The sequence below is a fragment of the Streptomyces sp. NPDC018964 genome, assembly GCF_044390325.1.
Lineage (GTDB): Bacteria > Actinomycetota > Actinomycetes > Streptomycetales > Streptomycetaceae > Streptomyces.
Window position 1 is genome coordinate 83757 of sequence record NZ_JBIRYZ010000020.1, and the last position, 18098, is coordinate 101854.

Annotated in this window: 22 protein-coding genes; 13 read left to right on the top strand and 9 right to left on the bottom strand. The window is 70.9% G+C overall.

Translation table 11 applies throughout. From position 1 onward, the window contains the following. Positions 1-16: 16 nt before the first annotated feature. On the bottom strand, positions 17-643 hold the full coding sequence (locus ACH5AO_RS27465; RefSeq protein ID WP_398929171.1) for a winged helix-turn-helix transcriptional regulator: 627 nt from the start codon (positions 641-643) through the stop codon (positions 17-19). Between the two features lie 83 nt (positions 644-726). Here ACH5AO_RS27465 and ACH5AO_RS27470 point away from each other — a divergent pair, with 83 nt between their 5' ends. Both ACH5AO_RS27470 and ACH5AO_RS27475 read left to right on the top strand, forming a co-directional pair. Then, a complete protein-coding gene (locus tag ACH5AO_RS27470) occupies positions 727-1935 on the top strand; it encodes a pyridoxal phosphate-dependent aminotransferase (protein WP_398929173.1) in 1209 nt (402 codons plus the stop codon). 43 nt (positions 1936-1978) lie between these two features. Then, complete coding sequence (locus tag ACH5AO_RS27475; protein ID WP_398929175.1) at positions 1979-2305, top strand: hypothetical protein; 327 nt, start codon at positions 1979-1981, stop codon at positions 2303-2305. 117 nt (positions 2306-2422) lie between these two features. Here the strand turns inward: ACH5AO_RS27475 and ACH5AO_RS27480 are convergent, their stop codons facing one another. After that, positions 2423-3292, bottom strand: coding sequence for a helix-turn-helix domain-containing protein (locus ACH5AO_RS27480; RefSeq protein WP_398929177.1), 870 nt, complete (start codon positions 3290-3292; stop codon positions 2423-2425). 208 nt (positions 3293-3500) lie between these two features. On the opposite strand from ACH5AO_RS27480, the gene ACH5AO_RS27485 reads away from it, so the two are divergent. Together ACH5AO_RS27485 and ACH5AO_RS27490 are read left to right on the top strand one after the other, a co-directional pair. Then, complete coding sequence (locus ACH5AO_RS27485) at positions 3501-4466, top strand: MBL fold metallo-hydrolase (RefSeq protein WP_398929179.1); 966 nt, start codon at positions 3501-3503, stop codon at positions 4464-4466. 409 nt (positions 4467-4875) lie between these two features. Continuing rightward, entirely contained in the window at positions 4876-5913 is a 1038-nt protein-coding gene (locus ACH5AO_RS27490) for a hypothetical protein (protein ID WP_398929181.1), read from the top strand. Positions 5914-5962: 49 nt separating this feature from the next. On the opposite strand, the gene ACH5AO_RS27495 is transcribed toward ACH5AO_RS27490, so the two are convergent. Beyond that, a complete protein-coding gene (locus tag ACH5AO_RS27495) occupies positions 5963-6532 on the bottom strand; it encodes an SMI1/KNR4 family protein (RefSeq protein ID WP_398929183.1) in 570 nt (189 codons plus the stop codon). 175 nt (positions 6533-6707) lie between these two features. Beyond that, on the bottom strand, positions 6708-7613 hold the full coding sequence (locus ACH5AO_RS27500; RefSeq protein ID WP_398929184.1) for an oxidoreductase: 906 nt from the start codon (positions 7611-7613) through the stop codon (positions 6708-6710). A 129-nt stretch (positions 7614-7742) separates the two neighbouring features. On the opposite strand from ACH5AO_RS27500, the gene ACH5AO_RS27505 reads away from it, so the two are divergent. Beyond that, positions 7743-8627, top strand: a complete 885-nt coding sequence (locus ACH5AO_RS27505) for a helix-turn-helix transcriptional regulator (RefSeq protein WP_398929186.1) — start codon at positions 7743-7745, stop codon at positions 8625-8627. Here the strand turns inward: ACH5AO_RS27505 and ACH5AO_RS27510 are convergent. The 4 genes from ACH5AO_RS27510 to ACH5AO_RS27525 all read right to left on the bottom strand — a co-directional run bounded on the left by ACH5AO_RS27510 (position 8619) and on the right by ACH5AO_RS27525 (position 11288). Next, positions 8619-8798 (bottom strand): hypothetical protein, encoded by a 180-nt coding sequence (locus tag ACH5AO_RS27510; protein WP_398929188.1) that lies wholly within the window; start codon positions 8796-8798, stop codon positions 8619-8621. The genes ACH5AO_RS27505 and ACH5AO_RS27510 overlap by 9 nt on opposite strands. Positions 8799-8880: 82 nt before the next feature. After that, positions 8881-9381 carry a DUF4265 domain-containing protein gene (locus ACH5AO_RS27515; protein WP_398929190.1) on the bottom strand — a complete coding sequence of 167 codons (501 nt, stop codon included), beginning with the start codon at positions 9379-9381 and terminating at the stop codon, positions 8881-8883. A gap of 64 nt (positions 9382-9445) precedes the next feature. Then, positions 9446-10618: a Cmx/CmrA family chloramphenicol efflux MFS transporter gene (locus ACH5AO_RS27520; protein ID WP_398929192.1), complete on the bottom strand. Its 1173-nt coding sequence runs from the start codon at positions 10616-10618 to the stop codon at positions 9446-9448. A 214-nt stretch (positions 10619-10832) separates the two neighbouring features. Beyond that, complete coding sequence (locus ACH5AO_RS27525) at positions 10833-11288, bottom strand: ATP-binding protein (RefSeq protein ID WP_398929194.1); 456 nt, start codon at positions 11286-11288, stop codon at positions 10833-10835. 148 nt (positions 11289-11436) lie between these two features. Between ACH5AO_RS27525 and ACH5AO_RS27530 the strand changes: the two genes are divergently transcribed. The 4 genes from ACH5AO_RS27530 (at position 11437) to ACH5AO_RS27545 (ending at position 13593) form a co-directional block, all read left to right on the top strand. Further along, positions 11437-12267 (top strand): Scr1 family TA system antitoxin-like transcriptional regulator, encoded by an 831-nt coding sequence (locus ACH5AO_RS27530; protein ID WP_398929196.1) that lies wholly within the window; start codon positions 11437-11439, stop codon positions 12265-12267. Beyond that, positions 12264-12473 (top strand): DUF397 domain-containing protein, encoded by a 210-nt coding sequence (locus tag ACH5AO_RS27535; RefSeq protein WP_398929198.1) that lies wholly within the window; start codon positions 12264-12266, stop codon positions 12471-12473. Before ACH5AO_RS27530 ends, ACH5AO_RS27535 begins: the two co-directional genes overlap by 4 nt. Continuing rightward, positions 12470-13108: a hypothetical protein gene (locus ACH5AO_RS27540; RefSeq protein ID WP_398929200.1), complete on the top strand. Its 639-nt coding sequence runs from the start codon at positions 12470-12472 to the stop codon at positions 13106-13108. Before ACH5AO_RS27535 ends, ACH5AO_RS27540 begins: the two co-directional genes overlap by 4 nt. Before the next feature lie 62 nt (positions 13109-13170). After that, the gene (locus ACH5AO_RS27545; RefSeq protein WP_398929201.1) at positions 13171-13593 is read left to right on the top strand and encodes an acyl-CoA thioesterase; all 423 of its coding nucleotides are present in this window, start codon (positions 13171-13173) and stop codon (positions 13591-13593) included. Positions 13594-13596: 3 nt separating this feature from the next. Here ACH5AO_RS27545 and ACH5AO_RS27550 read toward each other — a convergent pair whose 3' ends face one another. Continuing rightward, entirely contained in the window at positions 13597-13998 is a 402-nt protein-coding gene (locus tag ACH5AO_RS27550; protein ID WP_398929203.1) for a winged helix-turn-helix transcriptional regulator, read from the bottom strand. A gap of 103 nt (positions 13999-14101) precedes the next feature. Between ACH5AO_RS27550 and ACH5AO_RS27555 the strand changes: the two genes are divergently transcribed. The 4 genes from ACH5AO_RS27555 (at position 14102) to ACH5AO_RS27570 (ending at position 18079) form a co-directional block, all read left to right on the top strand. Then, the gene (locus ACH5AO_RS27555; protein WP_398929205.1) at positions 14102-15565 is read left to right on the top strand and encodes an MFS transporter; all 1464 of its coding nucleotides are present in this window, start codon (positions 14102-14104) and stop codon (positions 15563-15565) included. Positions 15566-15790: 225 nt separating this feature from the next. Then, positions 15791-16678: a lysozyme gene (locus ACH5AO_RS27560; protein ID WP_398929207.1), complete on the top strand. Its 888-nt coding sequence runs from the start codon at positions 15791-15793 to the stop codon at positions 16676-16678. Positions 16679-16764: 86 nt separating this feature from the next. Further along, complete coding sequence (locus tag ACH5AO_RS27565; RefSeq protein WP_398929209.1) at positions 16765-17424, top strand: peptidoglycan recognition family protein; 660 nt, start codon at positions 16765-16767, stop codon at positions 17422-17424. A 55-nt stretch (positions 17425-17479) separates the two neighbouring features. After that, positions 17480-18079 carry a 3'-5' exoribonuclease domain-containing protein gene (locus ACH5AO_RS27570; RefSeq protein WP_398929211.1) on the top strand — a complete coding sequence of 200 codons (600 nt, stop codon included), beginning with the start codon at positions 17480-17482 and terminating at the stop codon, positions 18077-18079. Positions 18080-18098 lie beyond the last annotated feature (19 nt).

An 18098-nucleotide genomic window follows, 5' to 3' on the forward strand; every position in this document is an offset into this window, starting at 1 on the left:
CTTCCGCCTTTTCCCCTCACGTCTCCCGCAGCGCCTTGGCGAGCGTCCCCTCGCCCGTCACCCCGACCCGTCCCGCGCGGACCGCGTCGGCCAGGGTCAGTTCGCCGCGGCCGATCGCCGTACAGGTGGCTGTGTCCAGGGAGAGCAGGGCGTCGGGCTCCCCGGGGGCGGGGCCGTCGCCGTACACGGGACCGTCCTCGGCACCGACCCGCAGGTGGAACCGGCCCTCGTCCAGGCGGACTTCGACGAGGCCCTCGCCCTCCAGGGCGCGCAGCAGGGGCAGCGCGAACCAGTGGGCGCGCACCGCGTCCGTGGGCCGCCGCTCGCCCAGTTCGCCCTCGCCCCAGGCGCCGAGGGCCTGGAGCACGGGCAGCAACGCGCTCCCGCGCGGGGTGAGTTCGTACACGTACGCCGCTCCGGGCGGGGGCAGTCGCCGCCGGGTGGTGAGGCCGTCGCGCTCCATGTCCTTGAGCCGGGAGGCCAGTACGTCCGTGCTGACGCCGGGCAGGTCCGCGTGCAGGTCGGTGTAGCGGCGCGGCCCCGCGAGGAGTTCCCGGACGATCAGCAGGGTCCAGCGGTCGCCGACGACGTCGAGCGCGCGGGCTGCGGAACAGTACTGGTCGTAGCTTCGGCGTGGTGACATGCGACGCAGTCTAGACATGTTGTTGGACTTTCCAAGCTCCTACTTGGTAAAACCAAGCAACACCACGTGAGGGGAAGTGGCCCATGGAGTTCCGGCAGTCGAGCAAGCTCAGTGAGGTCTGTTACGAGATCCGCGGCCCGGTGATCGAGCACGCCAACGCGCTGGAGGAGGCGGGGCACAGCGTGCTGCGCCTGAACACCGGCAATCCGGCCCTGTTCGGTTTCGAGGCGCCGGAGGAGATCGTCCAGGACATGATCCGGATGCTCCCGCGGGCCCACGGCTACACCGACTCGCGGGGCATACTGTCCGCCCGCCGCGCGGTCGCCCAGCGCTACCAGACCCTGGGCCTGGAGGTCGACGTCGACGACGTCTTCCTCGGCAACGGCGTCTCCGAGCTGATCTCGATGGCCGTACAGGCCCTGCTGGAGGACGGCGACGAAGTCCTCATCCCGGCGCCGGACTTCCCCCTGTGGACCGCGGTGACGAACCTCGCGGGCGGCAAGGCGGTCCACTACCTCTGCGACGAACAGGCCGACTGGTACCCGGACCTGGACGACATGGCCGCGAAGATCACGGACCGCACCAAGGCCGTGGTCGTCATCAACCCCAACAACCCCACCGGCGCGGTCTACCCGAAGGAGATCGTCGAGGGCATCCTCGACCTGGCCCGCCGCCACGGCCTGATGGTCCTCGCCGACGAGATCTACGACCAGATCCTCTACGACGACGCCGTGCACCACTCGGCCGCCGCGCTCGCCCCCGACCTGGTCGTCCTCACCTTCTGCGGCCTGTCCAAGACCTACCGCGTGGCGGGCTTCCGCTCCGGCTGGATGGTGGTCACCGGCCCCAAGCAGCACGCGAAGGACTACCTGGAGGGCCTGACCATGCTGGCCTCCATGCGGCTGTGCGCCAACGCGCCCGCCCAGTACGCCATCCAGGCCGCCCTCGGCGGCCGGCAGTCCATCCACGAGCTCACCGCCCCCGGCGGGCGGCTGCGCGAGCAGCGGGACGTGGCCTGGGAGAAGCTGAACGAGATCCCCGGCGTGAGCTGCGTGAAGCCGAAGGGCGCGCTGTACGCGTTCCCGCGCATCGACCCGTCCGTGCACAAGATCCACGACGACGAGAAGTTCGTCCTCGACCTGCTCCTGAGGGAGAAGATCCAGGTCGTCCAGGGCACGGGCTTCAACTGGCCCTCCCCCGACCACTTCCGCATCCTCACCCTCCCCCACGCGGAGGACCTGGAGGCGGCGATCGGCCGGATCGGGCGGTTCCTGAGCGGATACCGGCAGTGAAGGGCCAGGAACCGCCGGCGGGGTGATCGCGTCGGATCAAGACATGCGAGAAGAGAGACGGGGCTGTGTGGGCATCCTCCTGGCGGCCGTGGGGGCCGTCGCGGCGGTGCTCGCCTGGGCGCCGAGGGCGCGGGTCAACGTCCACGGCGGCTTCGAGGGCATGCACCGGGACCTGAGCGTCCTCTACGTCGACCTCCCGCTCATCGCCGCCGGCGGCGCGCTCGTCCCGCTCACCGCCTGGCTGCTCGGCCTGCGCACACTGCGCCGCCCGTGGCTCGCGGCCGTGCTCGCGGCGGGCGCGCTCGGGCTCGGGATCTGGGGCCTGCTCAGCTGGTGGACGCCCTACGAACGACCCGAGTTCACGGAGTAGGCGCCCCCTGCCGAAGTCACCGGGAGGGCAAGGGTTCGACGGCGGCGCGGACGTCGCGTCAGCCCGGCGGAGTACGGGTGCGTCCGGGGTCCCGCGGATCCCGCAGGACGCCGCACCTCATCCGCGCACCTTGCCGAGGCCGCGTGCCTGTCGCAGCATCGTCAGCGCCGCGGAGGAGGCGGACGCGGGCTCCGCGGTGAAGGTGACGAGGGACTGGTGCGGTTCCTGCGGGACGTGGAACGTCTGTTGCGTGACGGTCAGGTCCCCGACGACCGGATGGGCCAGGTCGTAGACGTCCCGGCCACAGGGCTCGACGGTGTGTTCGGCCCACAGCGAGGCGAACTCCGGGCTGTGGATCGCCAGTTCGCCGACCAGCGCGGCGAGGCACGCGTCGTCGGGATTGCGGGCCGTCAGGATGCGCAGGTTGCCGACCACGGCGCGGGCCTTGGCGGGCCAGTCGCGGTAGAGGGCGCGGGTGTGCGCGTCCAGGAAGACCAGCCGGGACATGTTGGGCCGGGTGTCGGTGTCGTCGGGCGAGGCGATGTCCAGGTGGCCGGCGAGCAGGGCGTGTCCGGCTCCGTTCCAGGCGAGCACGTCGTTGCGGCGGCCCATGACGAGTGCGGGCACGTCGCCCATGGCGGCCAGCAGCGTCCGCAGATCGGCGGAGGCGTGCTCCACGGGAGGCGGCGCCGGTCTGTTCCGGTGACTCGCCGTGGCCGACAGGACGTGCAGATGTTCCCGCTCGGCCGGGGTCAGTCGCAGGGCGGTCGCGATCGCGTCGAGGACCTCGGCCGAGGCGTTGAGCGACTGGCCCTGTTCGAGCCGGGTGTAGTAGCCGGCGCTGACCCCCGCGAGCATCGCGAGTTCCTCCCGGCGCAGCCCGGGCACCCGGCGCCGGTCCCCGTACCGGGGCAGGCCGACGTCGTCCGGGCCCAGTCGCGCCCGCCGCGCCATCAGGAACTCACCGAGCGGTGATCTGCGGTCCATGGCGGCAAGTATGCGCGGCGGCCGGGTCCGTCGCCTGCACCTGTCAGGGGTAGGCAGGAGCGGGTCTGGTCACCCGGGTCCGGGGCCCTCAGAGTCGATCGCACGGATCACGGCACAAGCCCTCCGCATCCGTCCCACCCGCCGTCCACGACGCCGCCGAGCGCATCGCGAACCGGCCCCGCGCGTCACACCCGAACGAGGGAGACACATGCCCGCCACCCCACCCGCGCCGCTCTCGCCCACGGAGGCGACCGCTTCCACGGCACCCCCGGTCACCACGATCCGACTGGGTGACGTCGAGATCACCCGCGTCATCGAGTTCTCGGACGTCTCACCGATGACGACCGACGTGTTCTTCCCCGGCAGCAAACCGGAGGAATGGCGGCGCCACGCCGCACTGCTGGACCCGGACCACTGGGACGCCCGCACCGACCTGACACGCGTCGCCACCCAGTCCTGGGTGCTGCGCAGCGAGGGCAGGGTCATCCTGATCGACACCGGCGCGGGCAACGGCAAGTACCGCCCGCTGCAACCGATCTGGTCCTACCTGAACACGAACTACCTGGAGAACCTCGCCGCGGCCGGCATCGATCCCGAGGACGTCGACCTCGTCGTCAACACCCATCTGCACGACGACCACGTCGGCTGGAACACCCGGCTCGACGGACGCGACTGGGTCCCCACCTTCCCCAACGCGACCTACCTCATGCCGCGGCCCGACGTCGAGTACTGGCACCCGGAGAACCTGCACAACACCGTGTTCGGCCGGGGGAACCAGAACGTCTACGAGGACAGCATCGACCCCGTGATCGAGGCCGGGCTCGTCAAAACCTGGGACGACTCCTACATCATCGACACCAACCTCCGGCTCGAACCGGCCCCCGGGCACACTCCGGGCTCCTCGGTCATCCACCTCGAATCCGGAGGCGACCGCGCGGTCTTCGCCGGTGACCTGATGCACGGCGCGATCCAGATCCACGAACCCCACCTCAACAGCTGCTTCGAGGAGGACGAGGACGCCGCCCGCGCCAGCCGGATGCGGATGTTCGCCTACGCCGCCGACCACAACGCCCTCGTGCTGCCCGCCCATCTGCCCGGCCACGGCGCCTTCGAGATCCGGCGCGAGGGCACCGGATTCGGCCTCTCCCGCTGGGCGCCCTTCTCCCGCACCTAGCGCGTCACCGGCATCAGCGGCCCGTAGGCCCTCTGGCCGGCAGCGCCCCGGGCGGCCGGCGCAACCGCCGCTGAACAGCAGCAAGACAGCCCAGCAGGGCGTCAGTCAGTGGCAGAGCCATGACCACCGGAACCTGAGTATCAGCATCAATGTCAGTGGAGGGCACTACGGTGCCGGGGTGACTGATCTCGAAGTAGTGGCCCGTGCGTCGGTCAGCGGTGCACGCACTTTTGAAGACGTGAAATGCCACCCCCGGCTTCCGCTGGTGGCCTGCTCGGACTCCGAGCGTCCGGCCGTTCACGTCTGGGGCTGCGGCGGGGGGCGACTCCGCGAGCTCGGCTCCGTGAGCCTCTCTCCGGACCCCTATGGGGACGCCTTGGGGTGGGACAGGGAGAAGCGGACGCCCGCCGTGGCGTGGCATCCGGACCGGCCACTGCTCGCCGTGGCAGGAGAGGACGGACTGCGGCTGTGGACTCCTGAGGGAGTCTCCGCACCGGACGGCGCTCCTGCCACGGCCGCCTACCGCGGTCTGGCCTTCAGCCCGGACGGGCAGACCCTGTGGGGTTCACCCTCGTTTCGCGGCGACGGCGACGACTGGGAGAGCTCGGACGCCCTTGACCTCACCTCCGGAAAGGTCGGTGCCGGACGCCCGTGGGACACGGGGGTCGTCGAGCATCCCGGCGGCGGACTCGTCGCCACGCTCGCCAGCAACCAGGGGGCCACGTACTGCTTTTTCGCGCGCGTCGACCAGGGGACCGCGCCTGCCGTGATGCGGCCGCTCCGCCGGGCGTTGATCCTGGACTGCGATGGCTACCAGGCTCCGCTCTTCAGCGTGGACGGGCGCCACATGGCGATCCGCGGCAACGCCTACGACCACTCGGCGGAGGTCTTCGAGTTCCCCTCACTGCGCCGGGTGCTGGCCACCACCCTCGGCGACCCCTGCCCTCCTTACCCGTACCCGCAGGACTGGCTCGACCAGATGAAAGCCTGGTCGCGCCACAACATCGCCTTCGGATCCCGACCGGGCGTGCTGTGGATCGGCACACCGTCGGGGACGCTGGTCGAGATGGACCTCGAGACCCGGCAACCGGTCGAGCACGATGTACTGGCCGGATCCCGCTTGTCCGCGCTGGCCGCCACCGCGACCGGCGAGCTTCTCGTCGCCGGCGGTGAGGGAGAACTGGTGCTCTTGTCCGTGCCGACCGGTTCCGCGCCGGCCGGCGCCGCAAGCGGGGACGTCGCGAGGGCCGCGGCCGTGGAGTTCTCGGAGGCCACCACCGAGATCCCGGACGACGACGCCGAGTTGGAGACGCACCTCGTCGTGACCGACGGAACCCGCACGTGGGAAGCGGACGATCTGACGACAGTGACCGCGGCCGGCGCAACGGATCCGACCTGGCTCCGCATTCAGGCTGCCCTCAACAAGGCACGCGTCGAGAGCGAGTAGGCCATGGAAGGCGGTGCACCGTCCGCGCCGACGGTGCACCGGTCCGGGGCTACGACCAGACGAGCCGGCCTCCGGCTGCCTCGCAGACCGGGTGGTTCCCCTCGGCGATCCTTGTCAGCGTTTCCGCCACGGAGTCGAAACAGTCAGCCAGGGTGTCGTACTCCCCCATGACCGTGATCTCGCCCACGGTCCACCTGCCGATGCGTCCGTCCCGCGCGTCGATGAACTTCCCCGTCCAGCCGTCCTGGTCCGACAGGAACGGGATCCACTCGTTGCGCCAGAACGGGTTCTCCGGCTGGTCCGGAGGATCACATCCCTCAGGCGTGGTGCGGTTCGCGTACAGCTTCTCCATCGCTCTGACGCCCAGGAAGAAGCTCCCCTCGTCCGGGAAGCCCGCGAAGCCGCAACACGCCACGTCGTCGTCCACGTCCGCCTCGGGGAGATCCAGATTGTTCCGCAGCAGCCACCCGCGAAGATCCTGAGGGAACGAAAGACCCATCCGTTCCTCGGCGGACGCGAGCATCTCTTCCGTCGCGGGCCCGGGCAGATCCGCGTGATCGGCCGGAGCGTGCTGCCGGAGAAGACGCATCACACGGGACCAGCTCTCCACGGCACTCATCCCCCACTGTCCCTTCGGCCGGCTCGTCGACGCCCGTCACCCTAGCGGCACTTCGCACCACACCGTCCCGGTGTACGGGTCTCCCCACGTCGAAGTGCGGCTGATCAGTCGACTGCTCTCCGACCGTTCCCGAGGACGGAGCGGGAGCGGGTCCTGTTGCCAGGCCGACGACGGCTCACAGGTAGCGGACGCCCGTCAGCTCCTCGGCCGCCGCCCAGAGCCGCCTGCCCACGGCCGGATCGGCCGCCTCCCGGCTGAGCCGGGCCTCGGTGACCCGGCCGCGGGTCTCCCCCACCCCGGACGGCCCGAAGAACTGGCCGCCCCGCACACCGGGATCGGTCGCGGCGCGCAGTTGCGGCAGCGCGCCCTGCTCCACCGGCTGCGTGACCAGCAGACCGGCCCGCGCGATCACCTGTCCGAGCCGGCCACGGTGCTCCCAGGCGCGCGGAGTCAGGTTGGTGCGGGTGAGACCGGGGTGGGCCAGTGTGCTGATGACGGGTGATCCGGTGGCGCGCAGGCGCCGGTCCAGTTCGACGCCGAAGACGGTGGTGGCGAGCTTGGACCGGCCGTAGGCGGGAGCGGCCCGGTAGTCACGCTCCGACATCAGGTCGTCGAAGTCGAGGTGCGCGTTCTTGTGGGTGATCGAGCTGAGACTGACCACCCGGGCTTCCCTCGCCGCGGCCAGCCGGTCGAGCAGCAGTCCGGTCAGCGCGAAGTGCCCCAGCATGTTGGTGCCGAGGTGCAGCTCGAAGCCGTCGGCGGTGGTGCGGCGCGGGCCGAGCAGGACCAGGCCGGCGTTGTTGACCAGCAGGTCGACCGCCGGGTGGTCGGCGGCCAGCTTCGCGGCGAACGCGTGGACGGAGTCGAGCGAGGCCAGGTCCAGCTCGCGCACCTCCGTGTCACCGCCGATCCGGCGGGCGGCCTCCGCACCGGCGGCGGTGTCGCGGACCGCGAGCACGACGCGGGCGCCCCGGCGGGCCAGCTCGGTGGCGGTTACCAGGCCGAGGCCCGAGTTCGCGCCGGTCACGACGGCGGTCCTACCCTGCTGGTCGGGGATGCGGTCGGCGGTCCATCCGGCCATCTGCTGCTCCTGGGGTGTCGACGGGTGGACCTACGACGCTAGGAGCGGTACGGGCCGATTCGGTCGTTCTCGTTTCCCTAGGTCTGCGGGACCTACCTTGGGCGCTCACCGGGAAGGCACACTTGCGGCATGACCCATCCGTACGCCCGTGAGCTCGGTGATTTCCTGCGCGCCCGACGCGACCGGCTGCGCCCGCGGGACGTCGGCCTGGAGCCTGGCGGCCGGCGCAAGGTCACCGGACTGCGGCGCGAGGAGCTGGCCCTGCTGGCCGGGCTGAGCACCGACTACTACCAGCGGATGGAGCAGGGCCGGGAGGTACGCCCGTCCGACGACGTCCTGGACGCGCTGGCCGGGGCGCTCGGTCTCGACGAGGCGGAACGCAGGCACCTGTTCGGTCTGGCCCGTGCCGCCCGCCGGCCGGTGCCCGCCCGGCCGGACCGCGGTCCGGAGAGGGTCCCGGACAGCACCCGGCGGCTGCTGCGGGTCATGGACACCCCGGCGGTCGTGCTCGGCCGCCACCTCGACCTGCTCGACTGGAACCCGATGGCGGAGGCGCTGCTCGGCAGCCCGGACGGCTACCCGCCCGACCGGCTCAACATGCTCCTCCTGCTGTTCGACGACACGCGGACCGGTGAGCGGAGCTGCCCGGACTGGGAGCGTCAGGCCCTGGAGTACATCGGCATGATGCGCGCCGCCGTCGCCACCGACCCCACCCATCCACGCGCCACCGCGATCATCGGCGAACTGAGCATCCGCAGCGCCGAGTTCCGGCGGCTGTGGGCCCGGCACGACGTACGGGCCTCGGTCAGCGGCACCAAGACCTTCCGGGTCCCCGAGGTCGGCGACGTCGTCCTGGACTGGGACACCTACCCGCTGCCCGGCCTCCCCGGCCCGTTCATGCTGGTCTTCACCGCCGAGCCGGGCAGCCCCGACGCGGACCGACTGCACCTCCTGGCGTCGCTGCGCGCGACCCGCTCGAACGGGAAGGCCACGCCTCCGGCCACCTCACACTGAGCCCAGGGCGACCTCGCACCACACCGCAAAAAAGGTGCGGGACCATGCGAAACCGGAGCCGTAGGCGCCCGAGCCGGTGAAAGTACCGGTTGCCACCGGGTGTTCGCCGCGCGCGTCGGCGGCGAGCCGCACGTTCCCCGGAACGCCGAGGGGCGCGACGACGAAGACCATGCCGTCCTCGTCCACCGTGAAGGATCACGTGTCAGTCTCCGTCATCAGCGCCCACCCGGGCGTTCAGGCCAGGTGGCCGCCGTCATGTGACGTCGAAGTTCTTCGAGTCACTCCACTCCCAGAAAGCGGTTCCCTGCTGGATCTCCTCCTGGACGGAGTCGAATACCGGCTGCGCCGCGGGGACGTCCGGGACGTCGATCGCGACATGACGATCGCCGTTCCATTCACTCAGAAGATCGGCCGAGTCCACAGCACTGCGCAGCGCAGCCCGACTGTCCCCTGCGGGGCGGGGTTCGGTGAAGAGAACCCGAAGGACACGGCGGCCCGACTTACTGATCAAACGGTCGATGGTGTCCGCCTCGCTCTTCCCCACCACGTCCCCCAGCGCGAGACCGTAGACGTAGAACGGGATGCAGCAGACTTCGTATCCGGCACCCTCGGCAAGCTCGCGAAGCCATAGTTGCTCAAGCATCCCGTCCAGGTCGAAACGCGCCAGGTCGGCCATCGCCATGTAGTTCTTCTCGCCCCTCCAGGCGGGATCCTCATGGCTGACGTAGGTGATGCCCTCGATGGTGACGTGCAACGTCTTCTCCGCAATCAGGTCGGGAACGGAATCGCGGCAGGCCGCTTCCGCTCATGGAATCACTCTAGGATTTGCCACCGTGGCTTCCATATGAGCCGGCCACCACGGCGGCGGCCATGAGCAGCGCGACCGCGACGAGGAGTCCGCTTGCCCAGAGCGGCCCGAGGTTCCCGGCTTCGGTGTCGAGGGTGGCCGCGGCGATGACGGGGCCGAGGGCGGCGCCCACGTTGAGCGCCGCGGTCGCATACGAGCCGGCCATGGTGGGAGCACCCGCGGCCTCGTAGAGGACCCGCGTGATCAGCGTGCCGCCCAGCGCGAACGACAGTACGCCCTGCACGAATACGAGGATGAACAGGGCGACCGGCTCGTCGGCCAGCAGCGCCAGGGCCGGCCAACCGATGAGCAGCAGCGGGCCGCCGACTGCGATGACCGACCCAGGACGCCGGTCGGACAGCCGACCGGCGACGGTGACGCCCACGAAGGAACCGGCGCCGAAGAGCACCAGAGCGACAGAGATCCACCACTCGCCCAGCCCGGCGCTTTCGGTCACCACCGGGGCGAGGAAAGTGAAGCTCGCGAACGTCGCCGCGTTCACCAGCGCGCCGAGCAGCATCACCAGAATCAACCGTCGCCGGGTGAGCTGGGCGAGCTCCGCCCGCAACGCCGGCCTGCCAGTCGCCTCGTCCTCATCACGTCCTGCTGGGATTCCCTTCAGGATGCCGAGAGCCGCGGGCAGGCAGAGAGCGGCGACCGCCCAGAAGGTGGCCCGCCAGCCGAGCAACGTGCCGAGCACCGATCCGCCGGGGACACCGGCGATCGTGGCCACCGTCGTGCCTGACAGCAGCACGGCCAGCGCACGCCCCTTCCTGTCGGGCGGGACCAGCGTGGCGGCAGCCGTCAGAGCGACCGCGAGGAACCCCGCGTTCGCGAGCGCGGCGACGACCCGGGTGGCGAACAGGACCGGGTAGCTGGTGGTGAGGGCGCCCACGGCATGAGCTGCCGCGAAAACGAGGACGAACCAGAGAAGGCTGGAGCGCCTGGGCCAGTCGCGGGCCAGCGCGGCCATGAGGGGGGCACCGACCATCATGCCGACCGCGAAGGCCGAGGTGAGCGTTCCGGCTGTCCCGACGGTGACATCGAGGTCCGAGGCGATGTCCGGCAGGAGGCCGGCGAGCATGAATTCCGAGGTGCCCATGGCGAAAACCGCCAGGGCGAGCAGGTACAGCGGGAGAGGCATCGAGTGGCTCCGAGGTGAGGAGAGGCGAGAAGGTCATCTCGTCACCGCGGCCAGCCCCGAGGGCACACCCGCCCGGCCGCAGAACGCGGCGCGACGACAGGGCTACGAGCTCACTGGTTCAGGGGGCTGACGGCGTGACCGAAAGCCCCCACCGTGTCCGACTCAGGACTCGACATGTCCCGCACGCTACCCGACCGATGCCCGTCGAAAGAAGTCAGCGCAGGGCGACTTCGCACCAGACCGTTTTGGCGTACGGGTCGCCGCCGGTGGTTCCCCAGTGCGTCGACAGGGCCTCGACGAGGAGCAGGCCGCGGCCGGACTCCGTGTCGGGTGCGGCGGGTTGCAGCGTGCCGGGGGTCGGTGGGCGGTGGTCCGGGCGGGCGTCGGTGACTTCGATACGGAGCGTGGTGTCCGCCGGGTGGAGGGTGAGGCGGAGGCGGAAGTCCCGGCCCCGTACGCGTCCGTGCACCACCGCGTTCGTGGCGAGTTCGGCCACCAGCAGGGCCGACGTGCGGTTGGCCTCGGTGTCGTACGGCCAGCCCCAGGAGGCGAGTTGTTCGGCGGCGAGGTGCCGGGCCAGGCGTGCGCCCCGGGTGGTGGCCGAGAGACGGATGCTGAAGTGCCGGGCGGGGCCGGTGTGTTCGGTGGGCGGGGCGATCTCGACGTTCATGTCACTCAGCGTGGCCACTTGGATCCACCGTGAACAGGCCCGGCGGCCGGACCCGGGAGCGTCGTACGGGAGCCGTCCGGGCTTGTCCGGGTCGTGACGCGTGACGTCCCGCGCCTGCCGTGTGTTGAACCCACGGAGGTGCGGGGACATGAGCGTGGAACCTTACGGCGCGGACGAGGAGTCGGCGGCCGTGCTGCGGACCGTCGGCAAGGTCATCAAGATGTGCCGGGAGCGGGAGGGCATGACCCAGGCCGGTCTCGCCACGGCCATCAGGTACAGCGAGGAGCAGGTGTCCTCCGTCGAGCGCGGGCGCAGGGCCCCGGCGGAGGAGTTCCTGGAGGCGGCGGACCGGGTGCTCGAAGCGGGCGGCCTGATCGCGGGACTGAAGAAAGAGGTGGAGAAGGCCCGGTTCCCCAAGAAAGTACGGGACTTGGCCAAGCTGGAGGCAGAGGCCGTGGAGATCTGCGCCTATGACAACTCCGTCATCAACGGGCTCCTGCAGACCGAGGAGTACCTGCGGGCAGTGTTCGGGTCACGGCGTCCGGCATTCTCCGAGGAGGAGGTGGACCGGCTTGTCACTGCGCGACTGGCACGTCAGGAGGTCATCAAGAGCAAGCAGGCGAACCTGTCCTTCAGCTTCGTGCATGATGAGGCTGCACTACGGAGGCGGGTCGGGGGCAGAATGGTGCTGCGCCGACAGCTCGAACGACTGTTGGAAATCGGACAGAAGCGGAACGTGGAAATCCAGGTCCTTCCTCTGGATCGCGAGGACAACGCCGGTCTCGGCGGCCCCTTCCACCTGCTGCGGCTCAAGGAGGGCGCCACGGTGGCACACAACGAGGTTCAGCGGACCAGCCGACTGATCTCGGAGAGGAAGGAGATCCAAATCTTGGAGCTGCGGTACGGAGTCATCCGGGCCCAGGCCCTCCCGCCACGTGAGTCGTTGGCCTTCGTCGAGAAAGTCCTTGGAGAGACATGAGTGTGAAGCCCCCGACCAGTGACGGCACCGAGCTGACGTGGTTCAAGAGCAGCTACAGCACCGACGACGGACCCGCCTGCGTCGAGGTCGCCCTCACCCCCGAAACCATCCACGTCCGCGACTCGAAGCACATACACGGCCCCCGCCTGACCTTCTCCCCCCACCACTGGGCCGCCTTCCTCCCCTACGCCTCCGGACGACGATGACCCGACCGCTCACCGCCGCGCAGCGCCGCATCGTCGACGCCGCCGATCCCGGTACCGGGCGACTGCGGGGCACGCCGGCGCAGCTCGCCGCGCTGGTGAAGCGCGGACTCGCCTTCCGGCATCCGAGACCGCCGCACGATCACTTCCTGACCCCGGCGGGACACCGGGCGCGCGAAGCGGAGACGGTGGCGGCGGAGGCGGCGCCCGAGCCGGTCAAGGCACCGCCCGCGACCGGGGTGTTCGCCGCGCGCACCGGCGGTGAGCCCGCCGCGCCCGTGTCGGGCCCCGCCCGGCTGCGGGAGGTGCGCGGTGCCTGGCAGGGGATGCTGGAGCTGCGCCGGATGACCAATCCCGACGGCGCCACCGACCGGCCGTGCGGCTGGGAGCGTTCGCATCTGGTGCAGGCCGCCGCGCTCGCCCTGGAGGCCGCCGGGCATCGCCCGGCCGGTGACGGCGAGGGTGGTTACCGGGTGCGGGAGACCCCGCAGCCGGAGGCGGTCGCCGTGTACGAGCCGGACGGCGCCGCGCTGCGGGCCTGCGCGGCCACGCTGGAGGGGGCCGGCTGGCAGGTCGGGGAGTACACGGAGCCGAGGACGCGGGCGCGCTATCTGCTGGCCTCCCCGCGCCGGGTGTGAGGGGCGTGCCAGGATCGGTGGGTGATGCACCGGACCGAGCAGGCGTGAAGGGGACAGACGCGATGAGCGAGCCGTTTTCCGTCCGGGTGACCGTGCGCGGATACGAGACCGACGTGCAGGGGCACCTCAACCAGGCCGTGTACCTCAACTACGCCGAGCACGCGCGCTGGTCGCTGCTCCTGGAGGCGGGGATCAGCCAGTCCGGGCTCATCTCCCAGGGCGTGGGGCCGGTCGCCCTGGAGACCACCATCCGTTACAAACGGGAGCTGCTCGCCGGTGACGAGGCCGACGTGAGCTGTACCTTCACCTGGAGCGGCGGCAAGGTCTTCACCATCGAGCAGACGATCACCAAGGCGGACGGCACCGTGGCCGCCGAGATCACAGCCGTCGGCGGGCTGATGGACCTCGGGCGGCGCAAGCTCGTGCCGGATCCGCGGGATGTCTTCCGGGACCTGGCGAAGGACCCGGGCCTGCTCGGGCTGTAGAACCTACGCGTCGGCGGGTTCGCGGGCGTGCTCGATGTCGTAGGCCGCCCGCGACTCGGCGATGTGGACCCGGTGGCGCTCGGCCCAGTCCGTCAGCCGTAGCAGCGTCTCGTGCAGTTCGCGGGCCACCGGTGTGAGTGCGTACTCCACCTTCGGCGGTACCGTCGCGTGGACCGTACGGCTGACCAGACCGTCGCGTTCCAGGTTGCGCAGGGTGAGGGTCAGCATGCGCCGGCTGATGCCCTCGATGCCGCGCTCCAGTTCGGTGAAGCGGATGGGGCCGTGCGCCGCCGCGACCAGGATCTGCACACTCCATTTTCCGGAGACCCTGTCAAGAACTTCCCGCACCGGGCACGCGTGCGCGTTCACCACCTGCGGAGTAACACCGGTGTTCCTCTGGGACATCGAACTGCCTCCTTACAGCCACCCCGATGGTCACCCACGATGTCCCCCGTTACAAGTCGTGCACCCATGGGGTCCAGGCAGCAGCAGACGGAGGCTTCCCACCATGTCCACCTCGGCCGCGTCACCGGCACCGGCGGCACCGCCACGTACGTACTCCCGCTGGGCGTCCCTCGTCGTGCTGTGCGCGGGGACGCTGATGACGATCCTGGACGGCAATGTCGTCACGGTCGCCATGCCGGCCGTCCAGCGCGACCTCGGCTTCAGCGCGCCGGGGCTGGCCTGGGTCGTCAACGCCTACCTCATTCCGTTCGGCGGTCTGCTGCTGCTCGCCGGCCGGCTCGGCGACCTGATCGGCCGCAAGCGGATGTTCACGGCCGGTCTCTCCGTCTTCACCGCGGCCTCCGTGCTGTGCGGGGTCGCGGACGACCGGGCCGTGCTGGTCGCGGCGCGGGCGGTCCAGGGCGTCGGCGGGGCGATGACGTCGGCCGTGGTGCTGGGCATGCTGGTGGCGCTGTTTCCCGAAGGGCGTGAGCAGGCCAGGGCCATCGCGGTGTTCAGCGCCGTGGGGGCGGCGGGCGGGGCCCTCGGCACGTTCCTCGGCGGTGCGCTGACCCAGACCCTGGGCTGGCACTGGATCTTCCTGATCAACCTGCCGATCGGAATCGTCGCGCTCGTCGCGGCGGTCCGCGTGCTGGCCCCCGACCGTCCGGACGCCGCCGCGGGGTCCGCCCGGGGCGCCGACCACCTGGGCGCCGCGCTGGTCACGGGCGCGCTGATGCTCACCGTGTACGTCATCGTCGGATCCGGTGAGCGGAGCCCGGGCCGCACCCTGTCGCTGTCCGCGCTCGCCGTGACCCTGTTCGTGGCGTTCGCCCTCCGTCAGAGCCGCGCGGCACGTCCGCTGCTGCGGCTCGGGCTGTTCCGCTCGCGGCTGCTGAGCGGGGCGAACGTCGTGCAGATCCTGATGGTCGCGACGATGTACGGCTTCCAGTTCATCGGTGCGTTGTATCTGCAACGGGTGCTCGGGTACGGCGAGTTGGCCACGGGGATGGCGTTCCTGCCGGCGCCGGTGGCGATCGGGGTGCTGATGCTGGGCCTGTCCGCGCGCGCCATCGGCCGGTTCGGGGCGTACCGGGTGCTGCTGTCCGGGCTGGCGCTGATCGTCGCGGGGATGGCGCTGCTGAGCCGGGCGCCCGTGGAAGGCGTGTACGCGGTGGACGTGCTGCCGCCCATGCTGCTGCTCGCCGCCGGGTTCGCCGCCGCGATGCCCGCGCTGACCGGTCTGGCCATGGCGGGGGCCCGGGAGGAGGACGCGGGGCTGGCGTCCGGGCTGTTCAACACCACTCAGGTGGTGGGCGGCGCACTGGGCCTGGCGGTGCTGTCGGTGCTCGCGGCGAGCCGTACGGACGGGCTGCTCGACGGGGGCGGTGAGTCGGTGCCGGCGATCGCCGAGGGGTATCAGCTGGCTTTCCGCGTGGCGACGGCGGTCGCGGTGGCGGCGTTCGTACTGGCGGCGGTGGTCCTCGGGGCGCGCCGGCCGGTGCGCGTGCGGCCGGAGGCCGGCTGAGGGTTTCACCCGCTGAAAGTTTCCGCCGCCCGGTTCCCGGGTTTCCAGGTCATCCGCTCCTACAGTGGGCCAGACCACCAGAGGAAACCGGAGGCCCTTTACACCTGCGGAGTCCACGTGTGTAACTAATGACGAGTACACGTCAACGAGTACGGATCTGCCCAGGTGGCAGCGGCCGACGTCACCTCCTTCGCTCATCCCCACATGTGTCAGGAGGCAGCCCCCATGTTCCCTGTCCCCCGTCCCTCGACCGGCCCCCGCAGACGGATCGCCACGGCGCTCGGCGTCCTCGGCGCCGCCCTCGCGCTGACGGCCACCACCACCGGCGGCGCGACCGCCGCACCGGAGCCCGACCAGGGCAGCCCCGTCCACGTGGGACCCGGCGAGGCGTACATGGGTGTGGGCGCCCGCATCCACGAGGGCACCCCCGCCGAGGCGCCCTCGACGGTCGCCCTGGCCGCCACCGACGGCGTCCAGGGCATCGACGTCTCGCACTGGCAGGGCGCCATCAACTGGACCTCGGTGCGGAACTCCGGCATCCAGTTCGCCTGGATGAAGGCGACCGAGGGCACCACCTACAAGGACGACCGGTTCGGCAGCAACTATCCCGCCGCGTACAACGCGGGCGTGATCCGCGGCGCGTACCACTTCGCGCGCCCCGACGTCTCCGGCGGCGCCACCCAGGCGAACTACTTCGTCGACAACGGCGGCGGCTGGTCGCGCGACAACCTCACCCTGCCCGGCGTCCTGGACATCGAGCACAACCCGTACGGGGCGATGTGCTACGGCCTGTCCACCACGCAGATGCGCACCTGGGTCAACGACTTCTACACCACGTACAAGTCGCGCACGAGCCGCGACGTCGTCATCTACACGACGGCGAGCTGGTGGAACACCTGCACCGGCAACTGGACCGGCATGTCCGCCAAGAGCCCGCTGTGGGTGGCGCACTGGACCTCGGCGGCGTCGCCGACCGTCCCGAGCGGTTTCCCCACCTGGACGGTGTGGCAGTACACCAGCACCGGTGCGGTCCCCGGTGTCTCCGGCAACGTGGACCGCGACCGGTTCAACGGCTCCCGCGACCGGCTGCTGGCGCTCGCCAACAACACGTGACGCGCGATCACGCGGTGGGGCCGGCGGCCGCCCGTCGCCGGCTCCCGCGTCTTCCCCCCACCCCGCCTCCGTCCCGAGGAGTGACCGTGCATCCCGAGAACACCCTCCGGCGCCGTCTCCTGCTCGCCGGCGCGGCCGGGCTGGCCACCGCCGGCGCCGTGCCGGGCGCCGCGCGGGCGCGCGACGCCGCGACCGTCGAGCCGGACATCGACTCCACCGGCACCTGGGACGCCCGTCCCCCGCAGGGGACCATCGGCGTCCTGCAGTACCGACCGAGCCGGATCGTCGTCCACCACACGGTGAGCGCCAACACCGCCGACCTCTCCCGCGCCCAGGCGCACGCCCACGCCCACTGGGTCCAGGACCTGCACCTGGACGAGAACGGCTGGGTCGACACCGGCTACCACTTCCTGGTCAGCCGGGGCGGCTGGATCACCGAGGGCCGGCACGGCAGCCTCCAGTCGCTCACCGACGGCCGGACCTTCGTCCTCGGCTCCCACACCTCCGGGCAGAACGACCAGGCCATCGGCATCGCGTGCGAGGGCACGTACCACGCGGGCGCGGTACCGCCCGACACGCAGTGGGACGTCCTGGTGGCCCTGTGCGCGTACGTGTGTGAGCGGTACGGCATCCCCTCCGCGCAGCTCTACGGCCACAAGGACTACGGCGAGACCCTCTGCCCGGGTGTGTACCACGACATGCTGCCCCGGCTGCGGGAGGAGGTGACGGCGGCCCGGACGGTCTGACCGGCGGCGTATTCCGGATGCGGGAGCGTGCTCCGGCCTGCGATCCTTGCGTCCCATGGCTCCACGACGTGTCAGACCCAGCCTCTACATCTCCGTCGACATCGAGGCCGACGGGCCCATCCCCGGGCCGTACTCCATGCTCAGCCTGGGCGCCTCGGTGGCCGGGACGCAGGACGCCGACGGATTCCGGGCGGCCGATCCCGAGGAGCGGACGTTCTACCGCGAACTACGGCCGATCAGTGAGGAGTTCGTGCCCGAGGCGCTGGCGGTGAGCGGTCTCGACCGGGACCGGCTCGGTGCCGAGGGCGTCGAACCGGTGCGGGCGATGCGGGAGTTCGCCGACTGGGTGCGTGACGTGGGGGCGGGCGCCCAGCCGGTGATGTGCGGTTATCCGGCGTCGTACGACTGGACGTTCCTGTACTGGTACCTGATCCGCTTCACCGGTTCCAGCCCCTTCGGGCACTCGGGCTGCCTGGACATGAAGACCCTGTACGCCACCAAGGCGGGGCTGCCGCTGCGGGCGGTGGCGAAGGGCACCATGCCGCGTGAGCTGTTGTCCCGGCGCCGCCACACGCATCACGCACTGGACGACGCGATCGAGCAGGCCGAGCTGTTCGCCAACCTCATGGCGTGGCCTGGGACTTCGCGCCCTTGAGGGCCGTCTCCCGGCCGGT